The organism is Sandaracinus amylolyticus, from assembly GCF_021631985.1.
GTDB classification, from domain to species: Bacteria; Myxococcota_A; Polyangia; order Polyangiales; family Sandaracinaceae; genus Sandaracinus; species Sandaracinus amylolyticus_A.
In genome coordinates, this window is sequence record NZ_CP070225.1 from 798,034 (window position 1) to 809,621 (window position 11,588).

Below are 11,588 nucleotides of genomic sequence, written 5' to 3' on the forward strand. Positions count from 1 at the left end.
GGGCGTCGCGGCACGGTCGTGTGCGTGTGTCGATGGAGAGCGAGGCCAGGACGCCGCGTGGCGCGCACTGCAGGCGTGCGCAGTGAGGCGGCCCGTGCGTTGCACTGACGCTCGCTCACTATGATCATGATCGTCGTCCCCAATCTCCAGGCGCTGCGTCACTGGCTCCTGCGGCTGGACGCGCGTCTCGTCACGTCGGAGCTGCAGCTCCGTTGGCTCCAGCGCGAGAAGCAGGACCGCGCGGAGAAGAAGGCCGTGGACGCGGCGATCGGCGAGGTGTTCCCCGACGGCGTCGCGCTGCGCGCGATCGGCGGCGAGGCCTGAGGTCGGAGCACGCGGCGCGACGGGCCGCGTGCTGATGCTCGTCGCGTCGGGAGCGACGAGCGGTTCGTGATTCGTCGATGTGTTTTGTCCGCAGGTAGAAGTATCGCGGCGTGAGTGGCTCCGGTACCAACGTGGTTGCGACGATTCTGGGGGCCGATCAGAGGGGGGCCCGAATCGGTACGCGGCGACGCGTGTCGGAGTCTGCGACGGGGGGTCGTGGTCGGTCCGCACGCGTCGCCGCATCGCACCAACTCCGGTGCATCGCGCGCTGATCGCGAGCCCGCGCGTCTGCCGATCGAGCGTGTGCTGATCGAGCGTGTGCTGATCGAGCGTGTGCTGATCGAGCACGCGTGCGCAGTGCGTCGATGCAGCGATCACGTCGCGCCGCGCGACGGCGTGATCTCGCGCGACTCGCGGCTCGATCGGCGCTGTGGGCGCGACCGGGTGCCCCGCTTGTAGGTACTTACGTCGCGCGCACACGTCTCTCGTGTCGTCTGCGGCGAACGAACGCGACGAGGGAGAGAGACATGAAGAGGATGCTGCGGGCCCAGGTGCTGTTCGGGTTGTTTGCGAGCTTGGTCCTCGGATGCGCGAGCGCGCCGGAGTCTCGGCCCGATCAGCGCGCGCTCGAAGCGCGTGCCGACGGCGCGGTCCAGACGATGACGGCGCGGGACCCGACGCTGCGGCCGCTGCTGGCGCGCTCGGCGGGGTACATCGTGTTCCCCGAGGTCACCGAGGGCGGCTTCATCGTCGGCGGCGCGCAGTCGGTCGGCGTGGTGTACGAGAACGGGCGCCCGACCGGCTACGCGGAGCTGCGCGGTGGCACCGTCGGCGCGCAGATCGGCGGTCAGTCGTACTCGCAGCTGGTCGTGTTCGACAGCCGCGAGGCGCTGAATCGCATGCGCGCGGGCAACTTCGATCTGACCGCGGGTCTCACCGCGACCGCGATCCAGTCGGGCGCGGCGGCGCAGGCGAACTTCGAGAACGGCACGGCCGTGTTCATCGACTCGCAGTCGGGGCTGATGGCGGGCGCCACCGTCGGCGGCGAGTCGATCTCGTACATCTCGAAGTGAGCGCGCACCGGAGAAGGCGCGGGCGCACGGCGCGTCGCGCCTTCTTCGTTCGTGCACGGACCCCGGGTGTCCGCCCGCTCGGGGTGGAAGAGATGCGGAACACCCGGGGCCCACGGCTGCGCGCGGGGGCGCGTGCGAACCATGTTCGTGCGACTGGGATCTTCCGTCTCGCGCTCGCGCGCTCAAGACCGCGATCCGGAACCGCGAACAAACGCTCCACGTCGTGCGCGTCGCACCGAGGGACGGAGTCGGCACCGAGGGACGGAAACGCGAAGGGGCGATCTCCGAGTGGAGATCGCCCCTCTTCTTGAGAGCCGCTTCCCGGATTTGAACCGGGGACCTACGGTTTACGAAACCGTTGCTCTACCCCTGAGCTAAAGCGGCGAGGTCCCGCGAAACGGACCGCGTTCCTGACGCAGTCCGCGGCTCCTGTCAAGCAACTCCACGCGCTTCCATCGCGATCGGCCGGTGCGCGCGCCGATGCGTTAGCATCGGGCACCATGATCGTGGAGCTCCGCTCGGACACGGTGACCCGTCCCACGGCCGCGATGCGCGAGGTGATCGCGAGCGCGGAGGTCGGCGACGACGTCTGGCGCGAGGATCCGACGTCGCGTCGTCTCGAAGAGCGCGCGGCCGAGGTGCTCGGCAAGGAAGCGGCGCTCTTCGTGCCGAGCGGCACGATGGCGAACCAGATCGCGCTGCTGCTCCACTGTCGTCCCGGCGACGAGGTGATCTGCGGACGCGGCGCGCACGTGCGGCTCTACGAGTCGGGCGCCGGCGCGGCGTGGGCCGGCGTGCAGTTCGCGGAGGTCGGCGGCACCGACGGGCTCTTCGACGAGCGCGAGCTCGAGAGCGCGATCCAACCGGGCGACTACCACGCGCCGCGCACGCGCCTCGTCGCGCTCGAGAACACGCACAACCGCGGCGGCGGCCGTGTGTGGCCGATCGATCGGCTGCGCGCGGTCTGCGAGAAGGCGCGTGCACGCGGGCTCGCGCTGCACCTCGACGGCGCGCGCCTCTGGAACGCCGCGGTCGCGTCGGGCGTGAGCGAGCGCGAGATCGCTGCACCCTTCGACACCGTGTCCGCGTGCTTCTCGAAGGGGCTCGGCGCGCCGGTGGGCTCGGTGATCGCGGGCTCGCGCGCCGACGTCGATCGCGCGCTCCGCCTGCGCAAGATGCTCGGCGGAGGGATGCGTCAGGTCGGCCTGCTCTGCGCCGCCGCGCTCCACGCGCTCGATCACCATCGCGCGCGGCTGCACGAAGATCACGCGAACGCGCAGCGGCTCGCCCGCGGGCTCGCGGCGATCGACGGCGTGCGCATGGACCTCGCGCGCGTCGAGACGAACATCGTGATCGCCGAGCTCGATCGCGTGAGCGCGCCCGAGCTGTGCCGGCTCGCGGCAGATCAGGGCGTGCGCATCGCGCCGGTCGGACCGCACGCGGTGCGCGCGGTGACGCACCTCGACGTCGACGCGGCGGGGATCGACCGCGCGATCGCGGTGCTCGGCGAGGCGATGCGTGGGGCGATGCGCTGAGGCGCTCGCGATCGCGCTCGCGATCGCGATCGCGGGGTGCGTGCCGACGATCTCGCAGCCACGCGGCGATGCCCATCTCGACGCGATGGCCGAGGCGGGCCGGCATCACTCGCACGGTCGCGATCGCGAGGCTGCGATCGCGTACGAGCGCGCGGCGGAGCACGCCGAACGTCGCGTCGATCGCGACGAGGCGGAGTGGCGCGAGGCCCAGGCGCTGCGGCGCGACGGTGCGATCGACGAAGCGCTCGCGATCTTCGATCGGATCGCGGCGCGCACGCCGATCGCGCGTCGCACGGTGCGCGCGCGCTTCGAGGCCGCGCGGCTACGGCTCGAGCGCGGCGAGCGTGATCGGGCGCTCGCGTCGCTTCGCATCGTGGTGCGCGATCATCCCTCGCACGGTCAGGCCTCGCGCGCGCTGGCGCTCTTGGTGCGCGCGCAGCGCGAGGAGGGCGACGACGTCGCGCTCGCGGCGCTGCGCGAGCTCGAGGTGCACGTCGCGTCGAGCGATCTCCACGACGACGTGCTGACGCACCTCGCCGCGATCCATCTCGAGCGCGGCGAGCGCGACACCGCGCGCGCTCTGTACGAGCGGATCGTCGACGAGCATCCGTACCCGCAGGGCGAGCGGTGGGACGACACGCTCTGGCGGCTCGCGGATCTCGCGGAGCAGGACGGCGATCCGCGCGCGGCGATCGCGCACCTCGAGCGCATGATCACGCCGCGCTCGGCGGGCATCCCTCCCGGCAGCTACACGCAGCCGCGCATGCCCGATGCCGCGCTGCGGATCGCGCGGCTCCAGCGGGACCAGCTGCGCGATCGCGATGCGGCGGCGCGCGCGTACCGTCGCGCGTACGACGCGTTCCCCACGTCGCGCGTGCGCGACGACGCGCTGGTCGAGCTCGGCGAGCTGCAGCTCGACGGCGGCGATCACGACGCGGGATGCGCGACGCTGCGGCGCGCGACGAGCGAGCTCGAGGTGGGCTCGGCGCATCGACGCGCGGTCGAGCGCAGCGCGCGCGATTGTCAGTGAAAGACGCGAAAACGCGACCGGCCCAGCGGGCGCGGTCGCGTCTCGTCATCGGAGGCGGGGAGCTCGATCAGAGCTCTTCCTCGGTGTCCTCGACGAAGACGTCGTCGTCGTCCTCTTCGTCCTCGTCTTCGTCCTCGTCTTCGTCCTCGGCTTCTTCTTCCTCTTCGTCGTCGGCCTCGGCGGTCGCGTACTTGACGTCGATGCCGGCCTCCGAGAGGTGCCCTTCGATCAGCTCGAAGAGCTCGTCGACCTCGTCGCCCGACCACTCGTCGAGCACCTCGGAAATGAAGTCGTTGAAGTCGACACTGTCGACGCGACGCTCGATCTCCTCGATCTGATCGTCGCTGAACGCTTCGATGATGTCCTCGCGGAGGGTGTCGGTGTCGCCCTCATCGATCGCGTCTTGCGCCGACGTACGGATCTGCTTCACGGCGCGCTTGTCGAGAAAGATTTCCATCGAAGCTCGTTCCTCGGGTGGCGTTCGGGTCGGTACTATAGGGGGGGCGATGTGCCTGTCAACAATGCTCCGATCGCCTGGAATTCAGGGCTCGTGAGCGCTCTCGGACGAACCGGATGAGATACACGTCGAGCGCGTTCGCGCGCGTCTCCGGAGCGCTGATCGCGACCCTCTCGCTCGCGTTCTCGATCCTCTCCACCGCCGCCGCGCGTGCCGACGACGAGCCCGACGCGGTGCACCACGTCGAGCCTCCACCGGGCCCCGACGACCATCCCGCGACGCTCTCGGTGGAGGTCCACGGAGGTGCCAATGCGCCGATCGAGCGCAGCACGATCTGCCCTCCCGCGGCGGGGTGCGTGCTCGGGCTCGGCGTGGGCGTCGGGGTGCAGATCGAGCGACGGACCTCCGATCGCGTCGGGCTCTGGGCCGGCTACGACTTCTGGCTGCTCGACAGCAACGCGGTGTTCGAGCTCGGCGCGCTGCACGCGATCCGCGGGGGCGTCCGCTATGTCTTCGACGACAGCACGATGGTGCATCCCTTCGTCGACGCCGGGATCGGGCTGATGGCGTTCGGCGACACCGCGAGCGTCGCGACGGTCGGCGGGCTGATCACCGCGGGCGGTGGGGCCGAGCTCGAGCTCTCCGAGTCGGTCGTGTTCGTCACGGCGCTCGAGGCCTGGCTCTTCGCGACGGCGCCCTTCGAGACGCGCGACGCGATCGAGCGCGCGAGCGACTTCGGCGTGAACGTCGCGCTGCAGATCACGATCGGAATCTCGGTGCTGGTCGGGCCCGAGGCGGCGCTCCGATGAGGCACGTGCCCGCGCGAGGACGAGGGGTGTTCGCGACGATCTGCGACCTTGACGTACGGACCGCGGGCAGGTTCCACTTGCGCTCGGCATGAACTGCAAGAACTGCGGTCGGCAGAACCCGTCCGGCAGCCTCTACTGCCAGGACTGCGGGCACCGGCTCGGGGATTGGGTTCCGCCGGAGCGACCGGGGAAGATGCCGACGCCTCCGACCGGCATCGCGCGCCAGAGAGAAGGCGCGCCCGCGGCGCCCGCGATGCAGGTGTGCCCGCGATGCGGCAGCGCGAACGCGACGCACATGCGGTTCTGCAACAACTGCGGGTTCCAGCTCGGCGGAGCCGCCCAGGGCGCGCCCGCGGCGGCACCTGCGCCGCAGCCCGCACCGGCGTACGCGTTCTCTCCTCCGCAGCCTCAGCCTGCGTTCTCGCCGCCTGCGTTCTCGCCGCCGGTCTCGTCGAGCGCGGGGTCGGTGTGCTGGCGATGTCGCGCGGCGGGTGATGCGGGCGCGGAGTTCTGCAAGTTCTGCGGTGCGCGCTACGCGGACGATCCTTCGCGCGCGGCGCCCGCCGCGCCCTTCGCGGGGTCGACGGTGGGCTCGGCGATCGCGGCGTACGCGGCGGCCGCGCCGCCTGCGCACAACGGCGCCGCGCCGATGCCGCAGATGGGCGCGGCACCGATGGGCATGGCGTCGCCGATCGCGATGCACGGCGCGCCCGCGCCGGTGATGTCGCCCGCGCCCGCGCAGCCGATGCCGGTCTCCGCACCGCGCGCGAGAGAGGCCACGCAGCTCGAGTCGCAGTCTCCGAGGGTCGAGGGTGCGCCGCGCGCGCTGCTCGTCGCGATCCTCAAGGACGGCTCGGACGGTCGCGTCTATCCGATCCACGACGAGCAGACCGACATCGGGCGCAGCGAGGGGCACCTCGTGCTCGCCGACGATCCGTATCTCTCCGCGCGCCACGCGCGCGTGCTGGTGCGCGGCGATCAGCTCGTCCTGCGCGACCTCGACAGCGTGAACGGGATCTACGTGCGGCTGCGCGAGCCGGTCGATCTCCACGATGCCGACATGATCCTGCTCGGGCAGCAGGTCGTGCGCTTCGAGGTGCTCGCGGAGAGCGAGCTCCCGCTCGGTCCCGCCACGCATCGCGGGGTGCTCGTGTTCGGGACCCCCGAGGTCCCGCGCATCGCCCGGCTCGTCCAGTACACGACGGAAGGTGTTGGACGCGACGTGCACTACCTGTATCGTGACGAGACCGTGATCGGGCGCGAGCAGGGGGACATCGTGTGCACCGACGATCCCTTCATGTCGCGGCGACATGCGGCGATCACCGTCGACCGCTCGCAGCGACGCTTCGTGCTGCGCGATCTCGGCTCGTCGAACGGCACGGCGATCCGCATCCGCGGTGAGCGCGCGCTGCGCCCCGGGGACCAGTTCCGGATCGGCCGGCACCTCTTCCGATACGATCGACCCGGCGATCCTGCCGGAGGGCGCGCACAGGCATGAGCGATCCCCGGAATGCTGCCGCAGGCGCCGGGGAGGGCGCGAAGGGCGCCGAGGGCGGAGCTGCGCCCGAGGCGCGCGGCACCGGCTCCTCGCTGACCGACGCGGTGGTGGCAGCGCTCGCGAACGTGAGCACGCCTCCGCCCGCGCCGGCTCCGCCGACCGAGAGCGGCACCCACGGCACGAACCACTCCGCGAACGACGTCGCGCCGGTCAGCCAGACCGTCATCACCGGCGGCGACGCGACGGAGAAGACGATCGTCGACGCGCCCGAGGTGGAGCGGCCGTCGGGCGAGGCGACCGCAGCGCGCTCGACGTCGGCGCGCGAGGACGACGCGACGGAGCCATCGCCGATCCAGGCCCCGGTTCCGCACGATGCCCCCCGGCCGAGCGATGCCCCCGGCCCGAGCGATGCTCCCGGCTCGAGCGATGCCGCGCCCAGCGATGCCGCTCCGAGCGATGTCGCCCCGAACGATGCGACCGAGCGCGTCGCGACGGTGCAGTCGACCGAGGGCACGCTGATCAGCTCCAGCGAGGGCGAGCCCACGGTGCGCCTCGGCGGCGCGGTGGTGCAGCACCTGACGCCCGAGAGCGCGAAGGACGCGCCCGAGGGGATCGTCATCCAGTACTACGGCCGCACCGACGTCGGCCTCGTGCGCGAGCACAACGAGGACAACTTCCTCGTCGTCGATCTCTCCCAGGAGCGTCGTGGTCTCGGTGAGACGCCGGCGATCCTCAAGACGACGCTGGGCGATCGCGGGCTCGTGCTCGCGGTGTGCGACGGCATGGGCGGCGCGGCGGCGGGCGAGGTCGCGTCGCAGATGGCCGTCGACACGATCCACGAGGTCATGCAGGCGGGCAATCCGCCGAAGGATCGTGATCAGTTCGCGCGTCGTCTGGTGCGCGCAGTGGAAGAGGCGGGCGCGCGCATCTTCTCGGCGGCGAAGATGGACCGCACGCGTCGTGGCATGGGCACGACCGCGACCGTCGCCGGGATGATCGACTCGACGCTCTTCGTCGGGCAGGTCGGCGACAGCCGCGCGTACGTGCTGCGCGGCGATCAGTTCGCGCTGATCACGAAGGACCAGTCGCTCGTCAACCAGCTCATCGAGGCCGGGCAGCTCACCGAAGAAGAGGCCGAGGCCTTCGAGCACTCGAACATCATCCTGCAGGCGCTCGGGACGACCGAGGAGGTCACGGTCGACCTCACGTTCCTCGAGCTGCGCCGCGGGGATCGCCTGCTGATGTGCTCGGACGGGCTCTCGGGCCTCGTCCACGGCGACATGATGCGCGAGGTGCTCAAGAGCTCGCGCGATCTGAGCGAGGCCGCGCAGCAGCTCATCGCGATGGCGAACGCGGGCGGCGGTCACGACAACATCACCGTGATCGTCGCGGAGTTCGACGGCGCGACGCTGCGTCCCGCGTCGAACGAGGTGCGCGTCGCGTACCAGCAGTATCCGCTGCCTCCTGCGGATCCCGCGGATGCCGAGCCGCTCCCGCCGCGTCCCACGACGATCAAGTCGGGCGGTCCGAAGCCGGGCGCCGACGTGAAGGTCGAGCCCACGCGCGACGACGCGTCGGGCGCCGAGGGCGGCGCGAGCGGTCGCTGGTGGGTCGCGGGGCTCGTGCTGCTGCTGATCCTCGTGTGCGTGGCGGCGGTGATCGTGCTGATGGACACCGGCGAGCACACGAGCGCGGCCGACGTCGCGCCGACCACGCGGGTGACGATCGAGAGCACGGTGTCGAGCCGTCCGCCGAGCGCGGCGGCGCGCGTTGCCTACGGGCGCGTCGCGGTCGCGACCGACGTCGAAGAGGGCGTGCTCTACGTCGATGGGATCGCGCGCTCGGGCGCGCCGACCGCGACGCTGACGCTGCCCACGGGCGAGCACCGGCTCGAGGTGCGGCAGGGCGAGGTCCGCATCGCGGAAGCGCGCGTGACGATCGAGGCCGACACCGAGACGCGTGTGGATCTCACGATGCCGGCGGGCGCGATTCCGGGAGGCGAAGAGCTCGCGGCGACCGCGCCGGCGACGACGCCGGTGGTCGCGCCGGTGCACGCGCAGCAGCCGGCCGTGCGAGCGCGGGCCGAGAGCTCGCAGGCGCGGCCGATGCCGGCGCAGGCGCCTGCGGAGCCCGGCTCGGTCCTCTGAGCGCGGGAGGGGCGCCCGATGCTCCGCTTGCAGCAGACGTTCGGCGCGCACGCGGGCCGCGTTCGCGAAGTCGATCAGGACGTCGTGCGCTTCGGGCGACTGCCGACGAACGACTACGCGTTCGATCCGCACGCGGACCTCGACGCGTCGGGCAACCACGCCGAGATCCGCAAGGAGAACGGGCGCTACGTGCTCGTCGACGTGGGCAGCCGCAACGGCACGCTCGTCAACGGGCGTCCGGTGCAGCGACACGTGCTCGAGGGCGGCGAGGAGATCGAGTTCGGCACCGGCGGCCCGCGCGTGCGCGTGGAGATCACGGCGCAGGCGTCGACGGGACGCGGCGCACCGACCGCGCCTGCGACGCCGATCGCGCCGATCGACGTGCCGGTGTCGCCACAAGGACCGACCGCCTTCGCGCCGCCGATCGGCGGGGCCGCGGTGCCGACCCCGCAGTGGCCAGCGTCATCGCCGCCGTTCGGGCCGCCGGTCGCGGCGGTGCCACCGAGCGCAGTGCCACTGCCGCCGAGCGCGGTGCCACCGAGCGCAGCGCCGCCGCCGATGGTGCTCTCGCCGGCGCCGATCCCACCGGGCGGATCGCCGAAGCTCTACGGGCAGAAGACCGTCGATCTGATGATCCAGTCGGCGGTCGCTGCATCGAGCCCGGGCGCGGGCACGCCCGCGCCGATCCCACCGAGCGCCGCGCACGACACCGCGTACATCCGGAAGATCGCGGACGATGCCGCGGGCAAGAAGTCGCGGCCGATGGTGTTCGTGCTCGCGATCGTGCTCGCGCTCTTCCTGGTCGTGCTCTGCGGCGTGTCCGGGATCATCGCGGTGCTCTGGCTGCGCGCGTACGGAAGCGCGCTCTAGGCCGCTTTCTTGACCCTGCGCGCGCCCGCGTTCGAAAAGGACCGCGGAGGGTCACGATGTACGACGGTTCGCGGGTCACGGACGCGGTCGAGTACTGGCGTCGTCGCGGCGAGCTCAAGGGCGCGCTCACCGTCGTGCGCGGGCGCAAGCCGGAGCGCTTCCGATGGCGTCGCGCGGTCGGCGCGGTGAGCCAGAGCGTGGGCGCGCTGAGCGGTCGCGATCGTATGCGCGTCGAGGAGCCGGTGCGCGAGATCGTGCTCGACCTCGGCGACGATCAGCTTCGTCGCGAGGTCGTGATCGACGCGCGCCGCTGGGGCGTCGATCTCGATCGCGGCGAGGTGCTCCCGCGGCGCACGCTCGCCGAGCTGCAGCGCATCGCGTTCCTCTCGGGCACCGATCTCACGCGGGTGTCGAAGCACGTTCGGCTGCCCGACGATCGCGAGGCGCCGATCGACACCGCGGGTGTGATCGTCGTCGGCCGCGCGCTCGCCGATCAGTACAAGGTGCGTGCGCAGCGGCTCCTGCTGCAGGTGCCCGACGAGGACGGCCCCGAGCCGCTCCGCGTGCACCACCGCATCATGGTCGAGCGCGCGGCGCAGGATCGCGCGGACTCGCAGCGCTGGTTCGCGTTCGCGCGCGCGCTGCTCGAGACGCGGTGAGTCCTTGCGGGAGTGCTCGTCCCGCAGGTCCCGGACGGGAGCGCGCAAAGCGCGCGGACGGTAGGGCCCGCGGGCGAGCCGAGTTTCGACAGTCCTTGCGGGAGTGCTCGTCCGCAGGTCCCGGACGGGAGCGCGCAAAGCGCGCGGACGGTAGGGCCCGCGGGCGAGCCGAGTTTCGACAGTCCTTGCGGGAGTGCTCGTCCCGCAGGTCCCGGACGGGAGCGCGCGGACGGTAGGGCCCGGCGGGCGAGCCGTTGGGCTCAGCGCATCAGCGTCACGGTGCCGAGCGTGCCCTGATCGGGCCCGCCGGTCGGCTGCGTCGCGACGATCACGCCCGCGGTGACGCCGCCGGCGACCAGCACGCCGATGATCACCCAGAACCAGGCCTCTTCCGCGACGCTGCCGCCGCCGCCCTCGTCGCGCTCGGTCCCGTCGAGCGGCGCACCGCCTTCACCGCTCGCGGCGATCGCGACGCCGCGCGGATCCGGGACCTCCGCGGGGATGCGCAGCTGCAGCGGCTCGGCGTCCGAGCCCACCCGGCCGAGCTCGGCGCCCGAGGGCGCGAGCGCGGTCAGGTAGTACGCGACGTCGAGCGCGCGATCGCTGGTGCCGACGACCGGGATGCGCGCGGTCCAGGTGCCACCGTCGCGCGGGTTCATCACGACCTGCGAGTACCCGGGCTCGCCCGTGGTGCGATACGCGAGGCGCACCTCGGACACTGCGTTGGCGCCTTCGCCCACGCGCAGCTCGATCACCGGCGGCTCGCGCCGCGGCAGCGTGCCCGGCGATGCGTGCTGCAGATCGAGCGCGATCGGCTGGGGCCGCGCTTCGCGCGCACGCGCGAACGCCGAGATCACCGGCGGGCTCGCGTCGGGATCGCTGAGGCGATGACCGGGATCACGCGAGTACAGCGTCGCGAGCGTCTGTCGCGCGTCGGCGGGCTGGCGGTTCGCGATCTGCGCGGTCGCGATGAGCTCGAGCGCGGCGTTGCGCTGCGTCGCGCTGAGATCGCTGCGCCCGAGGATCGCCTGTCCCGCGGTGATCGCCTCGGGGTACCGCGCGTAGAGCACGAGCTCGCGCGCCTGCGCCAGCGCGACGTCGGGGCTCGCGACCTGCGCCTCCGCGACGCCGGTGAGCCACAGCGAGATCGAGAGCGCGAGCGAAGCGACGAGTGTGCGCATCGCTC

Annotated in this window: 12 protein-coding genes and 1 tRNA gene; 10 read left to right on the forward strand and 3 right to left on the reverse strand. The window is 72.1% G+C overall.

The window, feature by feature from the left end; translation table 11 throughout:
* The first annotated feature begins 126 nt into the window (after positions 1–126).
* The 3 genes from I5071_RS03190 (at position 127) to I5071_RS03200 (ending at position 1,397) form a co-directional block, all read left to right on the forward strand.
* The gene (locus I5071_RS03190) at positions 127–324 is read left to right on the forward strand and encodes a hypothetical protein (RefSeq protein WP_236603889.1); all 198 of its coding nucleotides are present in this window, start codon (positions 127–129) and stop codon (positions 322–324) included.
* Positions 325–540: 216 nt separating this feature from the next.
* A complete protein-coding gene (locus I5071_RS03195) occupies positions 541–783 on the forward strand; it encodes a hypothetical protein (protein ID WP_236603890.1) in 243 nt (80 codons plus the stop codon).
* A 68-nt stretch (positions 784–851) separates the two neighbouring features.
* Positions 852–1,397, forward strand: coding sequence for a YSC84-related protein (locus I5071_RS03200; RefSeq protein WP_236603891.1), 546 nt, complete (start codon positions 852–854; stop codon positions 1,395–1,397).
* 312 nt (positions 1,398–1,709) lie between these two features.
* Here I5071_RS03200 and I5071_RS03205 read toward each other — a convergent pair.
* Positions 1,710–1,781, reverse strand: a tRNA-Thr gene (locus I5071_RS03205).
* 116 nt (positions 1,782–1,897) lie between these two features.
* Here I5071_RS03205 and I5071_RS03210 point away from each other — a divergent pair.
* The gene (locus I5071_RS03210; protein WP_236603892.1) at positions 1,898–2,932 is read left to right on the forward strand and encodes a threonine aldolase family protein; all 1,035 of its coding nucleotides are present in this window, start codon (positions 1,898–1,900) and stop codon (positions 2,930–2,932) included.
* Complete coding sequence (locus I5071_RS03215) at positions 2,916–3,962, forward strand: tetratricopeptide repeat protein (protein ID WP_236603893.1); 1,047 nt, start codon at positions 2,916–2,918, stop codon at positions 3,960–3,962. Before I5071_RS03210 ends, I5071_RS03215 begins: the two co-directional genes overlap by 17 nt.
* A gap of 67 nt (positions 3,963–4,029) precedes the next feature.
* On the opposite strand, the gene I5071_RS03220 is transcribed toward I5071_RS03215, so the two are convergent.
* On the reverse strand, positions 4,030–4,419 hold the full coding sequence (locus tag I5071_RS03220) for a hypothetical protein (protein WP_236603894.1): 390 nt from the start codon (positions 4,417–4,419) through the stop codon (positions 4,030–4,032).
* Between the two features lie 116 nt (positions 4,420–4,535).
* On the opposite strand from I5071_RS03220, the gene I5071_RS03225 reads away from it, so the two are divergent.
* From I5071_RS03225 to I5071_RS03245, 5 genes are all read left to right on the forward strand, one after another.
* Complete coding sequence (locus tag I5071_RS03225; protein ID WP_236603895.1) at positions 4,536–5,228, forward strand: hypothetical protein; 693 nt, start codon at positions 4,536–4,538, stop codon at positions 5,226–5,228.
* Between the two features lie 88 nt (positions 5,229–5,316).
* A complete protein-coding gene (locus I5071_RS03230; protein WP_236603896.1) occupies positions 5,317–6,726 on the forward strand; it encodes an FHA domain-containing protein in 1,410 nt (469 codons plus the stop codon).
* Complete coding sequence (locus I5071_RS03235; protein ID WP_236603897.1) at positions 6,723–8,873, forward strand: Stp1/IreP family PP2C-type Ser/Thr phosphatase; 2,151 nt, start codon at positions 6,723–6,725, stop codon at positions 8,871–8,873. Before I5071_RS03230 ends, I5071_RS03235 begins: the two co-directional genes overlap by 4 nt.
* 18 nt (positions 8,874–8,891) lie before the next feature.
* On the forward strand, positions 8,892–9,743 hold the full coding sequence (locus I5071_RS03240) for an FHA domain-containing protein (RefSeq protein WP_236603898.1): 852 nt from the start codon (positions 8,892–8,894) through the stop codon (positions 9,741–9,743).
* Between the two features lie 56 nt (positions 9,744–9,799).
* Positions 9,800–10,402 carry a hypothetical protein gene (locus I5071_RS03245; protein ID WP_236603899.1) on the forward strand — a complete coding sequence of 201 codons (603 nt, stop codon included), beginning with the start codon at positions 9,800–9,802 and terminating at the stop codon, positions 10,400–10,402.
* A 260-nt stretch (positions 10,403–10,662) separates the two neighbouring features.
* Here I5071_RS03245 and I5071_RS03250 read toward each other — a convergent pair whose 3' ends face one another.
* Positions 10,663–11,583 carry a hypothetical protein gene (locus tag I5071_RS03250; protein WP_236603900.1) on the reverse strand — a complete coding sequence of 307 codons (921 nt, stop codon included), beginning with the start codon at positions 11,581–11,583 and terminating at the stop codon, positions 10,663–10,665.
* Between the last annotated feature and the right edge of the window lie 5 nt (positions 11,584–11,588).